At 73.0% G+C, this 21114-nt stretch carries 19 protein-coding genes; 2 read left to right on the forward strand and 17 right to left on the reverse strand.

The window, feature by feature from the left end; genetic code table 11:
* Positions 1 to 3 precede the first annotated feature (3 nt).
* The 17 genes from ACFYO9_RS15430 to hrcA form a co-directional block, all read right to left on the reverse strand.
* A complete protein-coding gene (locus tag ACFYO9_RS15430; RefSeq protein ID WP_355808441.1) occupies positions 4 to 360 on the reverse strand; it encodes an MmcQ/YjbR family DNA-binding protein in 357 nt (118 codons plus the stop codon).
* Positions 357 to 1673: a hemolysin family protein gene (locus ACFYO9_RS15435; protein WP_355808438.1), complete on the reverse strand. Its 1317-nt coding sequence runs from the start codon at positions 1671 to 1673 to the stop codon at positions 357 to 359. Before ACFYO9_RS15435 ends, ACFYO9_RS15430 begins: the two co-directional genes overlap by 4 nt.
* A gap of 4 nt (positions 1674 to 1677) precedes the next feature.
* Positions 1678 to 2175 (reverse strand): rRNA maturation RNase YbeY, encoded by a 498-nt coding sequence (gene ybeY, locus ACFYO9_RS15440; protein WP_355808435.1) that lies wholly within the window; start codon positions 2173 to 2175, stop codon positions 1678 to 1680.
* A gap of 12 nt (positions 2176 to 2187) precedes the next feature.
* Positions 2188 to 3204: a PhoH family protein gene (locus tag ACFYO9_RS15445; protein WP_358705144.1), complete on the reverse strand. Its 1017-nt coding sequence runs from the start codon at positions 3202 to 3204 to the stop codon at positions 2188 to 2190.
* Positions 3205 to 3404: 200 nt separating this feature from the next.
* Complete coding sequence (locus ACFYO9_RS15450) at positions 3405 to 4511, reverse strand: PfkB family carbohydrate kinase (RefSeq protein WP_358778875.1); 1107 nt, start codon at positions 4509 to 4511, stop codon at positions 3405 to 3407.
* A 23-nt stretch (positions 4512 to 4534) separates the two neighbouring features.
* Positions 4535 to 5872, reverse strand: coding sequence for a glucarate dehydratase family protein (locus ACFYO9_RS15455; protein WP_358778876.1), 1338 nt, complete (start codon positions 5870 to 5872; stop codon positions 4535 to 4537).
* A gap of 154 nt (positions 5873 to 6026) precedes the next feature.
* Positions 6027 to 7217, reverse strand: coding sequence for a macrolide family glycosyltransferase (locus tag ACFYO9_RS15460; protein WP_358778877.1), 1191 nt, complete (start codon positions 7215 to 7217; stop codon positions 6027 to 6029).
* Between the two features lie 167 nt (positions 7218 to 7384).
* On the reverse strand, positions 7385 to 8386 hold the full coding sequence (locus ACFYO9_RS15465) for an adenosine deaminase (protein WP_358778878.1): 1002 nt from the start codon (positions 8384 to 8386) through the stop codon (positions 7385 to 7387).
* 33 nt (positions 8387 to 8419) lie between these two features.
* Positions 8420 to 9325, reverse strand: a complete 906-nt coding sequence (locus ACFYO9_RS15470; protein ID WP_358778879.1) for a ribonuclease Z — start codon at positions 9323 to 9325, stop codon at positions 8420 to 8422.
* A 14-nt stretch (positions 9326 to 9339) separates the two neighbouring features.
* Positions 9340 to 9693: a histidine triad nucleotide-binding protein gene (locus ACFYO9_RS15475; RefSeq protein WP_358705156.1), complete on the reverse strand. Its 354-nt coding sequence runs from the start codon at positions 9691 to 9693 to the stop codon at positions 9340 to 9342.
* A gap of 148 nt (positions 9694 to 9841) precedes the next feature.
* Positions 9842 to 13078, reverse strand: coding sequence for a S41 family peptidase (locus ACFYO9_RS15480; protein WP_358778880.1), 3237 nt, complete (start codon positions 13076 to 13078; stop codon positions 9842 to 9844).
* A 105-nt stretch (positions 13079 to 13183) separates the two neighbouring features.
* A complete protein-coding gene (locus ACFYO9_RS15485; protein WP_358778881.1) occupies positions 13184 to 13771 on the reverse strand; it encodes a hypothetical protein in 588 nt (195 codons plus the stop codon).
* A 148-nt stretch (positions 13772 to 13919) separates the two neighbouring features.
* Complete coding sequence (locus tag ACFYO9_RS15490; RefSeq protein WP_358778882.1) at positions 13920 to 14312, reverse strand: VOC family protein; 393 nt, start codon at positions 14310 to 14312, stop codon at positions 13920 to 13922.
* A 41-nt stretch (positions 14313 to 14353) separates the two neighbouring features.
* Positions 14354 to 15094 carry a 16S rRNA (uracil(1498)-N(3))-methyltransferase gene (locus tag ACFYO9_RS15495; protein WP_355808408.1) on the reverse strand — a complete coding sequence of 247 codons (741 nt, stop codon included), beginning with the start codon at positions 15092 to 15094 and terminating at the stop codon, positions 14354 to 14356.
* The gene (locus ACFYO9_RS15500; RefSeq protein WP_355808406.1) at positions 15091 to 16209 is read right to left on the reverse strand and encodes a nitronate monooxygenase; all 1119 of its coding nucleotides are present in this window, start codon (positions 16207 to 16209) and stop codon (positions 15091 to 15093) included. Before ACFYO9_RS15500 ends, ACFYO9_RS15495 begins: the two co-directional genes overlap by 4 nt.
* 416 nt (positions 16210 to 16625) lie before the next feature.
* Positions 16626 to 17765: a molecular chaperone DnaJ gene (gene dnaJ, locus ACFYO9_RS15505; RefSeq protein ID WP_355808403.1), complete on the reverse strand. Its 1140-nt coding sequence runs from the start codon at positions 17763 to 17765 to the stop codon at positions 16626 to 16628.
* A complete protein-coding gene (gene hrcA, locus ACFYO9_RS15510; RefSeq protein ID WP_358705168.1) occupies positions 17766 to 18782 on the reverse strand; it encodes a heat-inducible transcriptional repressor HrcA in 1017 nt (338 codons plus the stop codon). It lies immediately after the preceding gene.
* Positions 18783 to 18976: 194 nt separating this feature from the next.
* Between hrcA and ACFYO9_RS15515 the strand changes: the two genes are divergently transcribed.
* Together ACFYO9_RS15515 and ACFYO9_RS15520 are read left to right on the forward strand one after the other, a co-directional pair.
* A complete protein-coding gene (locus tag ACFYO9_RS15515; RefSeq protein WP_388666319.1) occupies positions 18977 to 19717 on the forward strand; it encodes an MBL fold metallo-hydrolase in 741 nt (246 codons plus the stop codon).
* A 35-nt stretch (positions 19718 to 19752) separates the two neighbouring features.
* Positions 19753 to 20580, forward strand: a complete 828-nt coding sequence (locus ACFYO9_RS15520) for a DUF3097 domain-containing protein (protein ID WP_358778883.1) — start codon at positions 19753 to 19755, stop codon at positions 20578 to 20580.
* Positions 20581 to 21114 lie beyond the last annotated feature (534 nt).

The raw sequence follows: 21114 nt of genomic DNA on the forward strand, positions 1-21114 counted from the left end.
CCCTCAGGGGCGGTCGAGGCGCAGTCGCTCCGCCCGGGGCAGGCCCGCCACCACCAGGTCGTACGAGTCCTCGATGAGCTCCTTGACCTGCCGGTCCGGCAGTCCCGCGGCGACCGAGACGGTGTTCCAGTGCCGCTTGTTCATGTGCCAGCCGGGGACGATCTCGGGATGCGCGGCCCGCAGCCGGACGGCGATCTCCGGCTCACATTTGAGGTTGACGGTGAGCGGACGCCCGTCGAGCGCCGTGAGCGCGAACATCTTCCCGGCCACCTTGAAGACCGAGGTCTCCGGGGTGAAGGGGAACTCCTCCACCGCCCCGTTGAAGGAGAGGCAGAACGTGCGCAGGGCCTCCGGTGTCATGCGCTCTCCCGCTCCTTCGCGCCGCCCTCGCCGTGCCCGCCGACCGTGACCGGCTCCACGAGGACCGTCATGATGCGGTTGCGCCGGCCCGCCGCCGACTCCGCGGTGAGCTTCAACTCCCGCTCGTCCGGCAGCGGCACGACCGCCGACGCCCCGGCGATCGGGACCCGGCCGAGGCGCTTGGCGAGCAGACCGCCCACCGTCTCGACGTCCTCGTCGTCGAACTCGTCGAAGCCGAAGAGCTCCCCGAGGTCGCCGATGTCGAGCCGGGCCGTCACGCGGTAGCAGCCGTCGGCGAGCTCCTCCACGGGCGGCAGCTCGCGGTCGTACTCGTCGGTGATCTCGCCGACGATCTCCTCCAGGATGTCCTCGATGGTCACGATGCCGGCCGTGCCGCCGTACTCGTCGATGACCACGGCCACGTGGTTGCGCTCCTGCTGCATCTCGCGCAGCAGGTCGCCGGCGTTCTTCGTGTCGGGCACGAAGGTCGCCGGGCGCATCGCGGTGGACACCAGATCCGACTCGCTCTCGCGGTTGATGTGCGTCTTGCGCGCCAGGTCCTTCAGATACACCATGCCGACGACGTCGTCCTCGCTCTCCCCCGTGACGGGGATGCGCGAGAAGCCGGAACGCAGGGCGAGGGTGAGCGCCTGGCGGATCGTCTTGAACCGCTCGATGGCCACCAAGTCGGTGCGGGGCACCATGACTTCGCGTACGAGGGTGTCGCCGAGCTCGAAGACGGAGTGGACCATGCGCCGCTCCTCGTCCTCGATCAGGGACTCCTTCTCGGCGAGGTCCACCATCGCGCGCAGCTCGGCCTCGGAGGCGAACGGTCCGCGCCGGAAGCCCTTGCCGGGCGTGAGGGCGTTGCCGATGAGGATCAGCAGCGGCGGGATGGGGCCCATGACGCGGGCCAGCGGCAGCAGCACGTACGCCGCCGCGGTGGCCGTGTTCAGCGGGTGCTGGCGGCCGATGGTGCGCGGCGAGACCCCGACGGCGACATAGCTGACGAGGACCATCACGCCGATGGCGACGGCCAGCGCCTGCCAGGTCTCGTCGAACTCCCGCAGACAGGCGTAGGTCACCAGGGCCGCGGCGGCCATCTCGCACGCCACCCGCACGAGCAGCGCCACGTTGAGATAGCGGGTCGGGTCCGCGGCGACCTGCGCGAGCTTCGCGCTGCCGCGCCGCCCGGAGCGGGCCGCCTCCTCCGCGCGGAAGCTGGAGACCCGGGCGATGCCCGCCTCGGCGCAGGCGGCGAGCCAGGCCACCACCACGAGGGCGACGGCACCGGCGATCAGCTGAGGACTCATGGCGTCAGGAGACCGTGGGGGCCGGCGAGGGGCCGGTCAGGCCCTGCTCGCCGCGCCAGCCGTCGACGATCGCGGCCTGCAGGCCGAACATCTCGGCCTTCTCGTCGGGCTCCTCGTGGTCGTACCCGAGCAGGTGCAGCACGCCGTGGACGGTGAGGAGCTGGAGCTCCTCGTCCATGGAGTGCTGCGTCGGGGCGTCCTTGCCCTGCTGGGTCGCGACCTCGGGGCAGAGCACGATGTCGCCGAGGAGGCCCTGCGGGGGCTCGTCGTCGTCCTTCATGGGCGGCCGCAGCTCGTCCATCGGGAAGGACATGACGTCCGTCGGCCCCGGCAGGTCCATCCACTGGATGTGCAGCTGCTCCATGGCGTCGGCGTCCACCACGATCACCGAGAGCTCGGAGAGCGGGTGGATGCGCATCCGCGTGAGGGCGTAGCGGGCGATGTCGAGGATCGCCTGCTCGTCGACCTCGGTTCCGGATTCGTTGTTGACGTCGATCGACATGGTGGTGCTGGTCTACTTCCCGTCGCGGCTGTCGTGCTGCTCGTACGCGTCGACGATACGGCCGACCAGCTTGTGCCGGACCACGTCGTTGGACGTGAGCCGCGAGAAGTGGATGTCCTCCACGCCGTCGAGGATCCGCTGCACCTCGCGCAGGCCGCTCTTGGTACCGCCGGGCAGGTCGACCTGGGTGATGTCACCGGTGATGACGATCTTGGAGTCGAAGCCGAGGCGGGTGAGGAACATCTTCATCTGCTCGGCGCTGGTGTTCTGCGCCTCGTCGAGGATGATGAACGCGTCGTTCAATGTTCTGCCGCGCATGTACGCCAGCGGGGCCACCTCGATCGTGCCCGCCGCCATCAGCCGCGGGATCGAGTCGGGGTCCAGCATGTCGTGCAGGGCGTCGTAGAGCGGGCGCAGATACGGGTCGATCTTCTCGTACAGCGTGCCGGGCAGGAAGCCGAGGCGCTCGCCGGCCTCCACCGCGGGGCGGGTCAGGATGATGCGGTTGACCTGCTTGGACTGCAGGGCCTGCACGGCCTTGGCCATGGCGAGGTAGGTCTTGCCGGTGCCCGCGGGGCCGATGCCGAAGACGATGGTGTGCTTGTCGATCGCGTCGACGTACCGCTTCTGGTTCAGCGTCTTGGGGCGGATGGTGCGGCCGCGGGAGGAGAGGATGTTCTGCGTGAGGACCTCGGCGGGGGTCTCCTCCGCGCCGGTGCCGCTCTCGTCCGCCCTCAGCATGGCGATCGAGCGTTCCACTGCGTCCTCCGTCATCGGCTGACCGGTGCGGAGCACCAGCATCATCTCGTCGAACAAGCGCTGGATCAGGGCCACTTCGGGGGCGCTGCCCGCGGCGCTGATCTCGTTGCCCCGGACATGGATGTCGGCCGCCGGGAAGGCCTTCTCGATCACCCGCAGCAGGGCGTCGCCGGAGCCGAGGACCGTCACCATCGGATGGCTCGCGGGGACGGTGAAGTGGGCTCGGGCCTGGTCCTGCCCGTCGGTGTGAGTCGTGGGTGTCTGAGTCATGGGCCGGCTCTGAAGGCCTGCTCATCCTCCTCGTGCGGGGCTTGGTGGCCGCGTGACAGCCTTGCACTGCCAAGAGTACGACGCGGCACTGTCAGTGCCGTAAGTCTTTTCGTCGCATCCGTTGCCTGCTTTCGCAACCACCGCCGCCCACCGGATCTTCCCGGGGCCCCCGCGGAGCCTCCCTCGCCCCCGCCGCCCGGCTACGCCGACCTGAAGCCGATCGTCGGCACCGCCCGCCGCAGCGGCCACGGGCGGTTCGTCGAGGGCAGCAGGCCGTCCAGGAACGCGTACCGGCGCAGGGCCAGCGGATCCTGGTCCTCGACCTCCCGCACCCGGCGCCACCAGGCCCCCACCTCCGCCCAGCCGGGCGCCGAAAGGGAGCCGCCGAACTCCTGCACGGAGAGCGCCGCCGTCAGGCCCGCGAAGGCGAGACGGTCGGCGAGCGGCCAGTCCGCGAGCGTCCCGGTGACGAAGCCCGCGACGAAGACATCCCCCGCCCCGGTGGGATCGAGCGCCTCGACCGCGATGGCCGGGACCTCGGCGGTCTCGCCGGTTCTGCGGTCCACCGCGTACGCGCCCTCGGCGCCCAGCGTCACCACGGCCAGCGGCACGTGTTCGGTGAGGGCATGGGCCGCGGCGCGCGGGCAGGAGGTGCGGGTGTAGCGCATCGCCTCCTCCGCGTTGGGCAGGAACGCCTCGCAGTGCCGCAGGTCGGGCAGGGCCGCGAGGTCCCAGCGGCCGGTGTCGTCCCAGCCGACGTCGGCGAAGATCCGCGTCCCGCTCCGGGCGGCCTGCGCGATCCACGGGGCGGCGCCGGCGCCGGGGGTGAGGGAGGCGACGGCGGCGCGGGCGCGGGGCGGGCACGAGGGGGCGCCGCCGTCCGGCGCGCCGGCGTCCGGCGGCGGCTCGTGGCCGTGGCTCACCATGGTGCGCTCGCCCTCGTACGCCATGGAGACCGTCACCGGCGAGTGCCAGCCGGGCACGGTCCGTGACGGGGTGAGGTCGATGCCCTCGCCCTGTTCGAGGGCGTCCCAGCAGTACTCCCCGTAGTGGTCGTCGCCGAAGGCCGCGGCGAGCGAGGTGTGCAGACCGAGCCGGGCGAGCGCGGTCGCCATGTTCGCGACGCCGCCGGGGCTCGACCCCATGCCGCGCGCCCAGGACTCGGTCCCGCGCACCGGCGCGGAGTCGAGGCCGGTGAAGATGATGTCGAGGAAGACCGTGCCGGTGAGGTAGACGTCGCAGTCCGGATCACCGGCTCTGCGGGCCGCCTTCAGCGGGTCGATGGTGGGCTTTACGGGTACGACCATGCAGGCAACGTAACGGACGGGCGCTACCAGCGCGGCACGGCAGGGGCCTCCCACGCGGGGTCGGCCACCCGCATCGCCGCCGCGTCGTCCCGCTCCCGCATCGCCCGGAACTCCGCGTCGAGCCAGCGCGCGTGCAGGGCGGCGAGCCGCTCCCGGTCGAGCTCGACGCCGAGGCCCGGCGTGTCGGTGACGGCCACCCGGCCGCCGTCGAACCGCAGCCGTTCGGTCAGGACGTCCTCGCTCTGCCAGGGGTAGTGCGAGTCGCAGGCGTGGCGCAGGCCGGGCACGGTCGCCGCCACCTGGGTCATCGCGGCCAGGCTGATCCCCAGATGGGTGTTGGAGTGCATGGAGAGGTCCACCCCGAAGGTGCGGCAGAGCGCGGCCAGTTCACGGGTGCGCCGCAGCCCGCCCCAGTAGTGGTGGTCGCAGAGCACCACCCGGACGGCCTTCTTCGCGAAGGCCTCCGGTATCTCCTCGAAGGTCGTCACGCACATGTTGGTGGCGAGCGGCACGCGCGTGCCGGCGGCGACCTCCGCCATCGCGGGCGTGCCGAGCGCCGGGTCCTCCAAGTACTCCAGTACGTCGCCGAGTTCGGCCGCGACCTTCAGCGAGGTCGCCGTGGACCAGGCGCCGTTGGGGTCGAGCCGCAGCGGCAGGCCGGGGAACGCGTCGGCGAGGGCGCGGATCGCGGCGATCTCCTCGTCGGGCGGGAAGACGCCGCCCTTGAGCTTGAAGGAGGTGAAGCCGTACCGCTCGGTGAAGAGCCGGGCCTGGGCGACGACCCCGGCCGGGTCGAGCGCGGCGCCCCACCCGTCGTCCGGCTCGCTGGTGACGCCCGGGTGTTCGGCCCACCCGTAGGAGGCGGGGTGGTCGGCCCACTTGTAGAAGAGGTACGCGCTGTACTCCACGGTGTCGCGCACCTTGCCGCCGAGCAGCGCGTGCACGGGCAGTCCGAGCGCCTTGCCGAGCGCGTCGTGGCACGCCACCTCAAACCCGGAGACGACGGAGAGCCGCAGCTTGTCCGCGCTGCGCACGCCGCGCAGCCCGCCGCCGTCCACGGAGTCGTCGACCCGGGCGGCGTCGACGGCCAGCTCGTCCGCGAGTGTGAACAGCCCGTTCAGATCGCTGACTTCGCGCCCGACGAGCCGCGCGGCGAAGGGCCGCGCCAGGTCCAGGTATCCGGTGTCGCCGTACGTCTCCCCGATCCCCGTGACTCCACCGGCCGTGACCACCTCGATGATCAGCCGGGGCGTGTAGGGCTGGTGCACGCCCTGGGTGTTGAGGAGCGGCGGGTCGGCGACGAGGACGGGGGTGAGACGGACCTCTTCGATGACGAGACTGCCGGAGCGCTGTCCATACATGAGAACGGAGACTAGGTACGCGAACGCACGCCGTCAATGGGACAGTTCCCCGAGCCCTGCCAGGGGGCTCGGGGAACTGCGAGAGGGGCGCGGGGAACTGCGCGACCAGCCGCGGCGAGGCCGCAGCCAGAGCGCCACCCGGCCCGGCGGAGCGTTACAGCTCGGCCTCGATCAGGTCGGCGGCCCTGGACGCCCCGCCCTCCGCACGGGCCTCCGCCCGCAACGCGGCGCACCTGCGCGCGACTTCGGGGTCGGAGGTCAGCGCAAGCAGCGCGTCCCGCAGCACGCCCGCAGTCGCGGAACCCGTGTCGACACGGCGGGCGACCCCCAACTCCACGAGCCGGTCCGCGTTCATCGGCTGCTCCGCGCCCTGCGGCACGGCGATCATCGGCACCCCGTAGAAGAGGCCCTCCGAACTGCTGCCCATGCCCGCGTGGGTGACGAACGCGTCGGCCTGCTCCAGGACCGCCAACTGCGGCGCCCAGGAGCAGACTTCGATGTTCCCCGGCAGGTCGGGGCCGAGCTCCGCGGGATCCACGTGCTTGCCGATCTGCAGCACCACGTGCCAGCCCGGGAGGTTCCCGAAGGCGGCCACGCACTGGCGGTAGAACTCCGGCTGCGTGGTGTACGAGGAGCCGAGCGAGACGAAGAGGACCTTGTCCGCGCCCGCAGGCCGGGTCCAGCTCTGCTGCCGGGCGCGGTCGCCGAGGCAGGGCCCGACGAAGTCGATCCGGTCGGGGTCGACGGTGTCGGCGTGCGGTTGCATGGCCCGCGGGACGGTGGCGATGCCCCGCGGCGGCACACCGGAGAACTCCCCGACGTCCAGCGTGGTGGCCCCGCACCCGGCGAGCCACTCCTTGAACCGCGTTTCCAGGGCGTCGGCGCCCGGCAGTTGGGCGATGGCCGCGCCCACCTCCTCCTGGTAACCGCCCCAGGCCACGAAGGTGGGCGAGAGCTGGACGAGCGGCCTGCCCTGCGCCTCGGCGAGCGCACGGGCGACGTAGGCACCGATGTCGTACAGGTACAGGTCGGCGGGGTCGTCGTCGAACGCCGCGTGGAGCTGCGGAAGCACCGCCATCGCGTCGTCGAGGAAGAGCGAGCTGGCCTCGATGGGGTCCTCGGGCCAGATGTTGTCGCGGAACGGGAGCGTCGATGCGCAGGCGACCAGTTCGGCGCCGGTGGGCTCGATCAGAGCGGCGGTCGCCGGGTCGTTGGCGTAACTGACCCGGTGGCCGCGCGCCACCAGCTCACGGATGACCTCGAGGCCGGGCAGCACGTGGCTGACCATCGGGACGCCGATCATGGCGATGTGGGCACGGCGACGGGCAAGTCGACGGGATGACATGGGAGTTCCTTCGCGTACGGAAAGCTACGGATGTGGACACGACGGCCCACCGCCACGGCCCCGGGGCGTGCGACGGCACGCGGGGCGGGCGGGGGCCGATGAGTCGTGTCAGCCGTAGATCTGCGCGATGGTGTCCATGAGCGGGACGGTATCCCGCCCCCCGGCCGTCAGTCGAACGAATAAGCCTCGACCTCGGCGAGGTACCGCGCCCGCAGCGCCTCGTCCGCCGCGTCCCGGTCGAGGAACGCCGCCTCGAAGGAGTTCCGCGCGAGCGTGCGCAGCCGCTCCTGGTCGAGCCCCAGGGCCTCGCGCACGGCGTGGAAGTTGTCCTCCGCGTAGCCGCCGAAGTAGGCCGGGTCGTCGGAGTTGACCGTGCACATGAGGCCCGCGTCCAGCATCTTCGGCAGCGGGTGGTCCTCCAGCACGTCGATGGTGCGCAGCCGGACGTTCGAGAGGGGGCAGAGCGTGAGCGGGACGCGGTCGCGGACCAGGCGCTCCACGAGGTCCGGGTCCTCCATGCAGCGCAGGCCGTGGTCGATGCGCTCGACCCGCAGCACGTCGAGTGCCTCCGTGATGTACGCGGGCGGCCCCTCCTCGCCGGCGTGCGCGACGAGGCGCAGACCCCGGGCGGCGGCGGCCGCGTACACCTCCTTGAACTTGGCGGGCGGGTGGCCGACCTCGGCCGAGTCCAGGCCGATGCCGATGATCCGGTGCAGGTGCGGCTCGGCGGCCGTCAGGGTCTCCAGGGCGGAGTCGGCGGACTGGTCGCGCAGGAAGCACATGATGAGCCGCGTGGAGACGCCGTGCCGCTCCTCGCTGCGGTCCAGGGCGCGCGCGAGGCCCTCGATGACGGTGGCGATCGGGACGCCGCGCGCCGTGTGCGCCTGCGGGTCGAAGAAGATCTCCGCGTGGCGCACGCCCTGGGCGGCGGCGCGGGCGAGGTAGGCGTCCGCGAGCTCCTCGAAGTCGGCCTCGGTGCGCAGCACGGCCATCAGCCGGTAGTAGAGGTTGAGGAAGCTCTGCAGGTCGTCGAAGAGGTAGGCCTTGCGGAGCTCTTCGGTGTCGGCGTAGGGGAGTTCGACGCCGTTGCGCGCGGCGAGGGCGAAGGCCAGCTCGGGTTCGAGGGTGCCTTCGATGTGCAGGTGGAGTTCGGCCTTGGGGATCGGCATGGTGCGGTCTCGCTCAGTTCGGGGAGGGGTGGTTCAGGTGCGCTTGGGCAGGGGGACGCGCAACAGGTCGCGGGCGACGGTGAGTTCGCCGGCGAAGCCGGCGGCGCGGGCCTGCTGTTCGTAGGCGGCCGGGTCGGGGTAACGCTGGCTGAAATGCGTCAGGACGAGGTGGCGCACGCCCGCGTCGAGGGCCACCCGGGCGGCCTGACCGGCCGTCAGGTGCCCGTGGTCGGTGGCGAGTCGTTCGTCCTCGTCGAGGAAGGTCGACTCGATGACGAGCATGTCGCAGCCCTCGGCGAGCGCGTGCACGCCGTCGCAGAGCCGGGTGTCCATCACGAAGGCGAACCGCTGCCCGCGCCGCACCTCGCTGACCTCGTCGAGGGTGACGCCGCCGAGGCTGCCCTCTTTCTGCAGCCGTCCGACGTCGGGGCCCTTGATGCCGTGCGCGGCGAGCCGCTCGGGCAGCATCCGGCGCCCGTCGGGCTCGGTGACGCGGTAGCCGAAGGACTCGACCGGGTGCGAGAGCCTCATCGCGTCGAGGGTGTACGAGGCGGTGGTGGCCAGCGGCCCGTCCCCGGCCACCGGCACCTCACCGAGCCGCACGGTCTCGCGGTAGGCCGTCGCGTACCGCAGCCGGTCGAAGAAGTGCTGCCCCGACGCCGGGTAGTGGGCGGTGACGGGGTGCGGGACGCGGTCGAGGTTGATGCGCTGGATCACCCCGGCCAGGCCCAGGCTGTGGTCGCCGTGGAAGTGCGTGACGCAGATCCGGTGCAGGTCGTGGGCGGCGACCCCGGCGCGCAGCATCTGCCGCTGGGTGCCCTCGCCGGGGTCGAACATGATGCCCTGGCCGTCCCAGAGCAGCACGTAGCCGTTGTGGTTGCGGTGCCGGGTGGGGACCTGGCTGGCGGTGCCGAGCACCACCAGTTCGCGTACGGACAAGGAGTGCGGCCCCGCTATCCGGGGGGCCACTGGAGGCCGCGGCCGCCCAGGACGTGCGCGTGCGCGTGAAAGACGGTCTGGCCGGCGCCGGTGCCGGTGTTGAAGACGATGCGGTAGCTCTCCGCCCCCTCCTGGGCCGCGACCTCGCCCGCCTCGTGGAGCACGTCCGCGGCGATCCGCGGTTCGGCGGCGGCCAGCGACGCGGCGTCCGGGTGGTGCACCTTGGGGATCACCAGGACGTGGGTCGGCGCCTGCGGGTTGATGTCGCGGAAGCAGAGGGTCGTCTCGGTCTCCCGGACGACGGTCGCCGGCACGTCACCCGCGACGATCTTGCAGAACAGGCAGTCGCTTTGCGCTTCGCCCGCCATGGGCCGCCTCCTAGCTGGACGTGAGCACGATGCTCGACATGAGCACGATGGGAAAGATCAGTACCTTCGGCATGCTATCGGCCCGGGCGCGGGCGCCCTGGTCCGGGCACGGACGCCGCAGGGCCGGGCCAGGGCGCCCGGAGCAGGGTCACTCCGCCTCCGGCAGGGCCGGCGCCGTCTTCGCCGGGTTCTCCGCCAGCGCGGCGAGGGCCAGCCGGATCGCCTCGTCCAGCTGCGGGTCACGGCCCGCCGCGTGGTCGTCGGGGGTGGTGACGACCTCGACGTCGGGGTCGACGCCGTGATTCTCGACGCCCCACCCCTGCCCCTCCAGCCAGAAGGCGTACTTCGGCTGGGTCACCAGGGTCCCGTCGACCAGGTGGTAGCGGCTGTCGATGCCGACGACGCCGCCCCAGGTGCGGGTGCCCACGACGGGGCCGATGCCGAGCGCCTTGATCGCGGCGTTGACGATGTCGCCGTCGGAGCCGGAGAACTCGTTGGCGACGGCGACGACCGGGCCGCGCGGCGCGTCCATCGGGTAGCTGGAGGGGCGCGCGCCGCGGGGCGAGTCCCAGCCGACGACGCGGCGCGCCAGCTTCTCCACGACGAGCTGGGAGGTGTGGCCGCCGCGGTTCTCCCGCACGTCCACGACCAGGCCCTCGCGGGCGACCTCGACGCGCAGGTCGCGGTGGATCTGCGCCCAGCCGGGCGCCTGCATGTCGGGCACGTGGAGGTAGCCGAGCCGGCCTGCGGAGCGTGCGTGGACGTAGGCCCGCCGGTCGGCGACCCAGGCGTGGTAGCGCAGCGGCTCCTCGTCGTCGACGGGGATCACCACGGCGTGCCGCGGATCGCCGCCCCCGGACGGCGAGATGGTCAGCTCGACGGGCTTGCCCGCGGTGCCGACGAGCAGCGGTCCCGGGCCGGCGACGGTGTCGACGGGACGGCCGTCGACCTCGATGACCGCGTCGCCGGGGCGGACCGCGACGCCGGGCGCGGCCAGCGGGGAGCGCGCCGCCGGGTCGGACGTCTCCGAGGGCAGGATCCGGTCGATGCGCCACAGACCGTCGTCGCCGCGCGTCAGGTCCGCGCCGAGCAGCCCCTGGCGGTGTGCGCCGCCGTGCCCGCCCGGCACGACGTACGCGTGGGAGGTGCCGAGCTCGCCGTGCACCTCCCACAGCAGGTCGACGAGGTCGTCGTGGGTGGCGACGCGGGCGAGGACGGGGCGGTAGCGCTCCAGGACGCCGTCCCAGTCGACGCCGCCCATGTCGGGCCGCCAGAAGTTGTCCCGCATGAGGCGGCCCGTCTCCTCGTACATCTGGCGCCACTCGGCGGCCGGGTCGACCAGGTGCCGGACCCGGGAGAGGTCGACGGTGATGTTCGAGTCGCTGTCGTCGTCGCCGGAGGGGCGCCGGTCGCTCGGCACGACCTTCAGCTTTCCGTCGGTCCGCAGCAGCACCCGCTTGCCGTCGCCGGTGACCGCGAAGTGGTCGGCGTCCGTGGCGAGTTCCTCGATGCGGTGCCGGCCGAGGTCGTACCGTTCGAGCGCGGTCTTCGGGTCCGGGTCGTGCGGGGTGGCGCGGGAGGCGCCGAGGACGCCGCGCACCGGGTGGCGCAGCCAGAGCAGGCCGTCCTTGGCGGCGCGCAGGGTGCTGTAGCGGGCGGCCTCGACGGGGAAGGGCACGATGCGGTCGGCGAGGCCGTCGAAGTCGATGCGGGTGACGGGTGCGCCCTCGCTGTCGGGGGTCTCGGCGCCCGCGCCGTCCTGCGCCTCGAAGGCCCTGCCGTGCCGCTGGGGTCCGAAGGGCGAGGGGGTGGCCGCGGCCAGGGTGATCAGGTGCGGCCGTGAGCCGCCGACGAAGGCGAGGTCGAAGACGTGCTCGTCGTAGACCGGGTCGAAGGCGCGGGCGGAGAGGAACGCCAGGTGTTTGCCGTCGAGGGTGAACGCCGGCGCGTAGTCGCGAAAGCGCAGCGGGGTGGCCTCACAGACCGACAGGTCGGCGGTGTTGGCGAGCTTGAGCTGGCGCAGCGGATCCGGTCCCGGGTGCGACCAGGCGAGCCACGCGGAGTCGGGCGAGAAGACGAGCCCGGAGGCGTCGCCGTCCTCGCTGCGGTCGACCTCGCGGACCTCGCCGGTCTCCCGCTCGACGAGCAGCACCCGGCCGTCGTGCGAGGCGACGGCGGCGCGGGAGCCGTCGGGCGCCATGGCCAGCGAGAGGACCCGGCCGAGCTGTCCCGCGGCGAGCCTGCGGGGCGTGGCGCCGGGCGCGGCCCCGGTGGCCGGCGCGAACTCCAGCGCCTCGTCGCCCTCGGCGTCCGTCACCCACACGACGTGTTCCTCGCCCTGCACGCGGAAGGTGCGGGGCAGCCGGGCGCGCACGCCGGGCTCGGCGGCGAGCGCGCGGGCGGGTCCCTCGCGGTGCGTCACCCAGTGCACGGAGCCGCGCACGGAGACGGCGCTGCCGCGTCCGGTGTGGTCGGGCGCGGCGGCGCCGAACGAGCGGGCGGCGGAGATCCGGTGCGGCTGCAGGTCGGTGCGCTGTCCGCCGAGCCGGATGTCCAGCGGGCGCGGCTCGGCCTCCACCAGGTCGTCCAGGAGCCAGAGTCGGCCGGCGGACGCGTACACGACGCGGGTGCCGTCGGTGGCCGCGTGGCGCGCGTAGAACCCGTCGACGCCGCTGTGCCTGCGCAGGTCCGAGCCGTCGGGCAGCGAGGAGTAGACCGCGCCGACGCCCTCGTGGTCGCAGAGGAAGGCGATGCGCCCGCCGACCCAGAGCGGGTACTCGATGTTCCCGTCGACCTCTTCGTGGACGCGTACGAAGGGGGTGTCGCCGTCGTCCCCCTCGTCGCCGGGCCGCCGGATCCACAGTTTGCCCGCGGTGCCGCCCCGGTACCGCTTCCACCAGGCGGCCTCGCGCCCCATCGGCGCGGAGAGCAGCAGGACCTGCCCGTCGGGGCCGTGCGCCACGTCGCCGACGATGCCATACGGCAGGGTGGCCGCGGGTCCGCCGTCGAGCGGGACGGCCCGCGCCCAGGTGCGGCGCAGCGAGGCCTGGCCGGCCGAACTGACCGCGAGGACCCGCCCGTCGGGGGTCCAGCCGCGCACGGCGGTCTTCCCGCTCCCCCAGTACGTCAGCCGCTCGGACCGGCCGCCGTCCAGGGGCGCGATGTGCACCTCGGGGGCTCCGTCGCGGGTGGAGGTCCAGGCGACGGTCGTGCCGTCCGGGGAGAACCGGGGGTGGTTCACGGGCATGTTGTCGGCGCTGACCCGCCAGGCGCGGCCCCCGTCCAGGGGTGCGACCCAGACGTCGTCCTCGGCCGTGAAGGCGGCCAACTCGCCGTGGATGTGCGGGAATCGGAGATACGCGGTGGTGTGCGCTGCCTCTGTCACACCGGCCAGCCTAGGCAGCCTCGGCCTGCGCCGACAGCGGTTTCGATCACTTGCCCGACACCGCGCCCGGTGTCGCGCCCGGTGCCGCCCGCCGCCGCCACCGGCTCATTTGCCGGGCGTGCAGGGGCAGGTGGGCTTGGGCGGCGGGTCCGCGGTGACGGTCACGGTGACGGTGGTGGTGGGCGCGGGCCGGGGCTGCTCGTGGGAGGGCGGCGGGCGGTGAGTGAGGGTCGGCCGGGGCGGGGCCGGCCTGGGCTGGGACGGCTCGGTCCCGCCGCCCCCGCCGTTGTCGCCGTCGCCCTCGGCGCAGTTGCCCAGCACGCCGACGCGGAACCACTGCTTGCCGTCGATCCAGGCCCTGAGGTCGCCGCGGACGCAGTCGCCGTCGACGAGCGAGCGCACCTTGCCCTTGAGGGTGATCTTCTTGCCGTTGTCGGTCTCGCCCTGGCAGTCGACACGGATCGCGGTGCCGCGGGCGGACTTCTGGTTCCCCGGCGTCACCTTGCCGTCGAACCGGCCGGTGCAGCTGAGCCAGGCCACGTCGGCGTGTTGCCGCTCCAGCGCTCTGGTGGCCACCTGGTCGGTGGTGAACGCGACCGCCGAGGTGTTCATCCCGGCGTCGACCGGATCGCACGCGGTCATGCCGAGCGCGGCGGCGGTCGCCAGAGCGGCCGCGATCCCCAGCCGCCGCACGCGGACCGGCCGTGACGGTGAGCGGTACGCCGATCGGTGTCGTATGCGCCTCAATGCCCCCATGTGCGGCAGGGTGCCACCGCGGGCGGCGGGGCGGTAGACCGGTTTGCGTCCGATGCGCCCAGTGGCTTTCGGCGGGAACGATTCCTCAGGAACGCAGCAGCTGCCACTCCTGGAGCTCCACCAAGTTCCCCTCGGGGTCCTTGAGATGGGCCACCCGCATGCGTTCGGTCATCGGGGCCGGGCCGTGCGCGAGGACGCCCCCGTGTTCGACGATCCGCGCGCAGTACGCGTCCAGGTCGTCGACCCGCAGCACCACCAGCGAGCGGTGCCCGGACGCCTGCTCGGCCAGCTCGCCGAGGAGTCCGGCCATCATCGAGCGGTCCTGCAGCGCGATGCCCGCGGCGCCCACGGCCGGGCTGAACTTCTCGTACGGGCCCTCCTCGGCGCCCGACTGGGGCTTGAGGCCGAGGACATGGGCGTAGAAGCGGTAACAGGCGGGGAAGTCCGTGACGAGCAGCCGGACCTGGGCGAGTTCCAACGTGGCCTCCCATGTGGCCGTCAGCCTTCAAAGGGGTGGGGTCAGGACCAGCGGCCCGTCCGCCCGAGCAGCAGCGCGGTCGCCGCCGTCCCCGCCGTCGACGTGCGCAGCACGCTGCGTCCCAGACGGTACGGCTTCGCGCCCGCGTCCGAGAAGGCCGCCAACTCGTCCGGCGATACGCCCCCTTCGGGGCCGACGACCAGCACGATGTGTCCGGCGGCGGGAAGTTGGGCGGTGGCCAGCGGCTCGCTGCCCTCCTCGTGCAGGACGGCCGCGAAGTCGGCGTCCGCGAGGAGGGCCGCGACCTGCTTGGTCGAGGCGGCGTCGGCCACCTCGGGGAAGCGGACGCGGCGCGACTGCTTGCCCGCCTCGCGCGCGGTGGCCCGCCACTTGGCGAGGGCCTTGAGGCCGCGGTCGCCCTTCCACTGCGTGATGCAGCGCGCGGCGGTCCACGGGACGACGGCGTCGACGCCGGTCTCCGTCATGGTCTCCACGGCCAGTTCGCCCCGGTCGCCCTTGGGCAGGGCCTGCACGACGGTGATGCGCGGCGACTCCTCGGGCTCCTCCGACACGGCGTCCATGGACAGCACGAGGCGGTCCTTGCCCTCCGTGCCGAGGACCTCGCACCGGGCCCACCGCCCGGCCCCGTCGGTCAGGACGACGTCCTCACCGGCGCGCAGCCGCTTCACGGAGACGGCGTGCCGCCCCTCGGGCCCGTCCAGTACGTACCGTCCGTCGCCGCCCGCGGTGACGTCCTCGACGACGAAGACGGGCGCGGTCACACCGCACCGCCCGGCGTGCCCGGAGTGCCCGGGGTTCCCGGCAGGCCCGGAGCGCCGCCCGCCGACGCGGCCCTGGCCTCGGCCAGTTCGGCGGCGAGCACCTCCACGAGCTGTCCGGCGGGCAGCTCCCTGGCGAGCCGGTGGCCCTGCCCGGCCCAGAGCGCCATGGCCTGGGCGTCCCCGGCCTTCGCCGCGGCCTTGCGCAGACCGCTGGTGAGGTGGTGGACCTGCGGGTAGGCGGCGGGGGCGTACGGGCCGTGCTCGCGCATGAACCGGTTGACCAGGCCGCGGGCGGGCCGGCCGGAGAAGGCGCGGGTCAGCTCCGTGCGGACGAACAAGGGGTTGGTCAGGGCCTGCTTGTGCAGCGGGTTGGCGCCCGACTCGGGGGTGACCAGGAAGGCGGTGCCGAGCTGTGCCGCGTCCGCGCCCGCCGCGAGCACCGCGGCGATCTGCGCGCCGCGCATCAGGCCGCCCGCCGCGACGATGGGGATCTGCACGGTCTCGCGGACCTGGGTGATGAGGGAGAGCAGCCCGATCCCGGCGCCGTCGGTCTCGGGGTTGTCCCGGTGCGTCCCCTGGTGCCCGCCCGCCTCGATGCCCTGCACACAGACGGCGTCGGCGCCGGCCCACTGGGCGGTCTGGGCCTCCTCGGCCGTGGTGACGGTGACGACGGTCTGGGTGCCGACCCGGGCGAAGGCGTCGAGGACGTCGCGGGTGGGACAGCCGAAGGTGAAGGAGACCAGCGGCACCGGGTCGTCGAGCAGGATCGCGAGCTTGGCGTCGTAGCCGTCGTCGCGTCCGCTGTCGGGGTCGCCGAGTTCCGTCTCGTACCAGGTCGCCTCGCCGGCGAGCTGGCTGCGGTAGACCTCGACGGCGGCGGCGTCCGCGGTGTCGGGCTGCGGCATGAACAGGTTGACGCCGAAGGGCCGCGAGGTGAGCCCCCGCACCTGTTTGATCTCCTGGTACATCCCGTCGGCGGTCTTGTACCCGGCGGCGAGGAACCCGAGCCCACCGGCCTCGGCGACGGCGGCGGCCAGCTGCGGCCCACTGGCGCCGCCCGCCATGGGCGCCTGCACGATCGGGTGGCGGCAGAGATCGGTAGGTGCGGAGCTCATGCACGCATCGTGCCACGCGTCTTGACCCGCACCGAATCGCGTACCCCGCGCCGGGCGTGCGTCTGGCGTGCGCCGCCTCGTCTGCCCTCTGGCCCCCGCCCGGCGGGTGCGGGCCGTGCTGGGTTGCTCGCGCAGTTCCCCGCGCCCCTTCAGGGCCCGCTACGCGGCCCCCAGGGGCGCGCCGGCCCGTCTGCCCCCTACACCCCGCTGGCGGGTGCGGGCCGCCTGGGGTTGCTCGCGCAGTTCCCCGCGCCCCTGAACGGGCCGCTGCGCGGCCCGCCAGGGGGGGCGCGGGCGGTGCTTTTAGGGGCGCGGGGAACTGCGCGACCAGCCCCCACCACCCGCGGACGAGACGACAGACAAAGCCCCCGGCACGGAGGAACCGTCGCCGGGGGCCGAAGTCACCGCTCCAGGCGCTACCGCCCGTTGAACGCATCCTTGAGCCGCGAGAACAACCCCTGCTGCCCCGGCTGGAACTGCCCCGTGGGCCGTTCCTCGCCCCGCAGCTGCGCCAGCTCCCGCAGCACCCGCTCCTGCTCGGCATCGAGCTTCGTGGGCGTGAGGACCTCGACGTGCACGATGAGGTCACCGCGGCCGCCGCCGCGCAGATGCGTGATGCCGCGGCCGTGCAGCGGGACCGACTGGCCGGACTGCGTGCCCGGCCGGATGTCGATCTCCTCCATGCCGTCGAGCGTCTTCAACGGCACCTTCGTGCCGAGCGCCGCCGCCGTCATCGGGATGGTCACCGTGCAGTGCAGATCGTCGCCGCGCCGCTGGAAGACCTCGTGCGGCAGCTCGTGGATCTCCACGTACAGGTCGCCCGCGGGGCCGCCGCCGGGGCCGACCTCGCCCTCGCCCGCGAGCTGGATCCGGGTGCCGTTGTCGACACCGGCCGGGATCTTCACGGTGAGCGTCCGCCGCGACCGGATGCGGCCGTCGCCGGCGCACTCGGGGCACGGGGTGGGCACGACCGTGCCGAACCCCTGGCACTGCGGGCAGGGCCGCGAGGTCATGACCTGGCCGAGGAAGGACCGCGTGACCTGCGACACCTCACCGCGACCGCGGCACATGTCACACGTCTGGGCGGACGTCCCCGGCGCGGCGCCTTCACCGCTGCAGGTCGTACAGACGACCGCCGTGTCGACCTGGATGTCCTTGGTGGTGCCGAAGGCCGCCTCGTCGAGGTCGATCTCCAGGCGGATCATGGCGTCCTGGCCGCGGCGCGTGCGCGAGCGGGGCCCGCGCTGCGACGCCGTACCGAAGAACGCGTCCATGATGTCGGAGAAGTTGCCGAAGCCACCGGCGCCGAAGCCGCCCGCGCCTCCGCCGCCGCCCGCCTGGGACAGCGGATCCCCGCCGAGGTCGTAGACCTGCTTCTTCTGCGGGTCCGACAACACCTCGTACGCGGCGTTGATCTCCTTGAAGCGCTCCTGAGTCTTCGGGTCCGGATTCACGTCCGGGTGAAGCTCACGCGCCAGCCTGCGGAAGGCCTTCTTGATTTCGTCCTGGGAAGCGTCGCGGCGCACGCCGAGTACGGCGTAGTAGTCCGTGGCCACTTACGACTCCGCCAGGATCTGTCCGACGTAACGTGCCACTGCGCGTACTGCTCCCATCGTTCCCGGATAGTCCATGCGGGTCGGTCCGACCACGCCGAGTTTGGCGACTGCCTCGCTCCCCGAACCGTAGCCGACCGAGACCACGGACGTGGAGCTGAGTCCCTCATGGGCGTTCTCGTGACCGATCCGTACGGCCATACCCGAATCCTGTACCTCACCAAGCAACTTGAGGAGCACGACCTGCTCCTCCAGTGCCTCCAGCACGGGCCGGATGGTGAGGGGAAAGTCATGTCCGAAGCGGGTGAGATTGGCGGTGCCGCCGATCATCAACCGCTCCTCTGTCTCCTCCACGAGCGTCTCGAGGAGGGTGGCGAGGACCGTCGACACGGTGCCGCGGTCCTCGGTCTCGAAGGCCTCGGGCAGATCCTGCACGAGCTGCGGCACATCCGTGAAGCGGCGGCCCGCCACCCGGCTGTTGAGCCGCGCCCGCAGATCCGCGAGCGCACTCTCGCCGAACGGCGCCGGGCAGTCGATCATCCGCTGCTCGACCCGGCCGGTGTCCGTGATCAGTACGAGCATCAGCCGCGCGGGAGCCAGCGAGAGCAACTCCACGTGCCGCACCGTGGACCGCGTGAGCGAGGGGTACTGCACGACGGCGACCTGCCGCGTCAACTGCGCGAGCAGCCGCACCGTGCGCCCCACCACGTCGTCGAGGTCGACGGCGCCGTCCAGGAAGTTCTGGATGGCCCGGCGCTCGGGCGCGGTCATCGGCTTCACACCGGCGAGCCTGTCGACGAACAGGCGGTAGCCCTTGTCCGTCGGGATGCGCCCGGCGCTGGTGTGCGGCTGGGCGATGAACCCCTCCTCCTCCAGCGCGGCCATGTCGTTGCGGACGGTGGCCGGGGAGACCCCCAGACGGTGCCGCTCGGTGAGCGCCTTGGAGCCGACGGGCTCCTCCGTCCCGACATAGTCATGGACGATGGCGCGCAGCACTTCGAGCCTGCGTTCATTGAGCATCGCGCACACCTCCAGCTGTCTGCGTCGTCCACGGTCCGCGACGGGCCCCGGTGTCCCCCGAGCCCCCGCCTGGCACTCCCCGCGGGTGAGTGCCAGTCTTCCAAAGGGTCAGTGTACGGGCGTGGGGTACGGCCCCGGCAAGGGCGGCCCCCCGGTGTCCTGCCGGAGACGGCCGGTGCGGATAGCGTCACCGTATGGACGTGAGGCCGGCATGGGAAGCGGCGGGCTGGGAACGGCTGGCGCCGCGGGTGGGGCGGCGGCGGCTGCCCGTCTGGGACTGCACGGCGGGGCTGGTCGTCGGCGACGACGCGGCGCTCATGATCGAGGCGGGGTCGAGCCTGGCCGAGGGCGCGGCCCTGCGCACCGCTGCCCGCCGCGTCCTCGGCGGCGCCCGCCGGGTGACCCATCTCGCACTCACCCACCCGCACTTCGACCACGTGCTCGGGGCGGCGGCCTTCGCGGGGGTGCGGGTGTACGGGGCGGTGGGCGTCGAGACGGTCCTCACCGAGCGGCGCGACGAGCTGCGCGCGGACGCGGTGCGGCACGGTCTCGACGCGGGGGCGGCGGCCGAGGCGGCCGACCTCCTGGTCCGCCCGCACCATCTGGTGTGCGGGGAGTGGACGCTCGACCTGGGCGGCGTCCAGGTGCTGCTCGCGAACGTCGGCCCCGGGCACACCGCGCACGATCTGGCGGTCCTGGTGCCGGGCACCGACGGCGGGCGGGAGGTGGTCTTCTGCGGAGACCTCGTCGAGGAGTCGGGCGAACCGCAGGCGGGTCCGGACGCGGCGCCGCGGCACTGGTCGGCGGCGCTGGACCGGCTCCTCGACCTCGGCGGCGAGGACGCGGTGTACGTGCCGGGGCACGGTGCCGCGGTGAATGCGGCCTTTGTCCGCGCGCAGCGCGACACGCTGGCGGAGCGCTTCGGCGTGTCGTGACCCGGTCGGCCGCGACTCTTCCTATCGTCGGCAGAATGCGCCAGTACTCCGCCGATCTCACGCCCCCCTGGAAGAAGCCGAAGCCCGTACCGGAGGTGGCGGCGGACGCCGGCCTCGTGGTCGAGGAGCTGACCACCGGTTTCTGCGGGGCGGTGATCCGGTGCGAGAAGACGGCGCAGGGGCCGACGGTGACGCTGGAGGACCGCTTCGGCAAGCACCGCGTCTTTCCCATGGAGCCGCGGGGGTTCCTCCTGGACGGCCGCCCTGTGACGCTGGTCCGCCCCGCGGCGGGTTCACCTTCCTCGCCCTCGCCCCGGCCCTCCCGTACGGCCTCCGGGTCGGTGGCCGTGCCCGGGGCGCGGGCCCGGGTCGCCCGGGCGGGGCGCATCTACGTGGAGGGGCGGCACGACGCGGAGCTGGTGGAACGGGTCTGGGGCGACGACCTGCGCATCGAGGGCGTGGTCGTGGAGTACCTGGAGGGCATCGACGACCTGCCCGCGATCGTCGCGGAGTTCGCACCGGGTCCGGACGCGCGCCTCGGCGTCCTCGTGGACCACCTGGTCCCCGGCTCCAAGGAGTCCCGCATCGCGGCGGAGGTCACGAGCGCGCACGCGTTGGTGGTGGGCCACCCCTACATCGACGTCTGGGAGGCGGTGAAGCCGGCGTCGGTCGGCATCGCGGAGTGGCCCAGGGTCCCGCGGGGCCAGGACTGGAAGACCGGCGTGTGCCGGGCGCTCGGCTGGCCGGAGAACACGGGGGCGGCGTGGCAGCGGATCCTGGGCTCGGTGCGCAGCTACAAGGACCTGGAGCCGGCACTCCTGGGCCGCGTGGAGGAACTGATCGACTTCGTGACGCTGGCGTAGGGGGTTGGCGGGGGTGCCCTGGGCGGGTGTCGCCTTGGGTTCGTTTGTGGGTGCGGGCCACGGGGGCGTGGGCGTCTGCGCCTTGGGTTTGTTTTTGGGTGCGGGGCCGCGGGAGCGTGGGCGTCTGCGCCTTGGGTTTGTTTTTGGGTGCGGGGCCGCGGGGGTATGTGCGTACTCGCCATCCACTGTTCGCCACGCCTCGCGAACAACATTGCTACAGCGTGCTCGGTGCTCCGTGCGCACATACCCCCACGTCCCCTCCCGTCTCGTACGCGGGTGCGGCCCGGTGGGGCGACACCGCGGGGCGTGAACGCTTCCAGCCCCGGGCAACCGCACGACGCCCGCCCTACCCCAGCAGTACGAGGCGGGGACACAACCCACCCACCCGCCTCCACCCCACGTCAGCAGTACGCCGCGAGGTGAAGCCCCACCCACCCGGTGCCTCACTCCAGCCGAACCCTGCGACGCGAAAACCGTCCCACCCGGCCCCCACTCCAGCCGGACGGCGCGGTGACTCCCACCCAGCCCTCATGC

It is taken from the genome of Streptomyces sp. NPDC005863, assembly GCF_042871345.1.
Taxonomy (GTDB): Bacteria; Actinomycetota; Actinomycetes; order Streptomycetales; family Streptomycetaceae; genus Streptomyces.

Bases quoted from the DNA above. Each gene is read 5' to 3' on its own strand.
- ACFYO9_RS15450 (WP_358778875.1), bottom strand. From the start codon at position 4,511: ATGGTCGTACCCGTAAAGCCCACCATCGACCCGCTGAAGGCGGCCCGC.
- hrcA (WP_358705168.1), bottom strand. From the start codon at position 18,782: ATGCTCAATGAACGCAGGCTCGAAGTGCTGCGCGCCATCGTCCATGAC.
- ACFYO9_RS15500 (WP_355808406.1), bottom strand. From the start codon at position 16,209: ATGAGCTCCGCACCTACCGATCTCTGCCGCCACCCGATCGTGCAGGCG.
- ACFYO9_RS15515 (WP_388666319.1), top strand. From the start codon at position 18,977: ATGGACGTGAGGCCGGCATGGGAAGCGGCGGGCTGGGAACGGCTGGCG.
- ACFYO9_RS15520 (WP_358778883.1), top strand. From the start codon at position 19,753: ATGCGCCAGTACTCCGCCGATCTCACGCCCCCCTGGAAGAAGCCGAAG.
- ACFYO9_RS15435 (WP_355808438.1), bottom strand. From the start codon at position 1,673: ATGAGTCCTCAGCTGATCGCCGGTGCCGTCGCCCTCGTGGTGGTGGCC.
- ACFYO9_RS15430 (WP_355808441.1), bottom strand. From the start codon at position 360: ATGACACCGGAGGCCCTGCGCACGTTCTGCCTCTCCTTCAACGGGGCG.
- ACFYO9_RS15460 (WP_358778877.1), bottom strand. From the start codon at position 7,217: ATGTCATCCCGTCGACTTGCCCGTCGCCGTGCCCACATCGCCATGATC.
- ACFYO9_RS15465 (WP_358778878.1), bottom strand. From the start codon at position 8,386: ATGCCGATCCCCAAGGCCGAACTCCACCTGCACATCGAAGGCACCCTC.
- ACFYO9_RS15475 (WP_358705156.1), bottom strand. From the start codon at position 9,693: ATGGCGGGCGAAGCGCAAAGCGACTGCCTGTTCTGCAAGATCGTCGCG.
- ACFYO9_RS15455 (WP_358778876.1), bottom strand. From the start codon at position 5,872: ATGTATGGACAGCGCTCCGGCAGTCTCGTCATCGAAGAGGTCCGTCTC.
- ybeY (WP_355808435.1), bottom strand. From the start codon at position 2,175: ATGTCGATCGACGTCAACAACGAATCCGGAACCGAGGTCGACGAGCAG.
- ACFYO9_RS15445 (WP_358705144.1), bottom strand. From the start codon at position 3,204: ATGACTCAGACACCCACGACTCACACCGACGGGCAGGACCAGGCCCGA.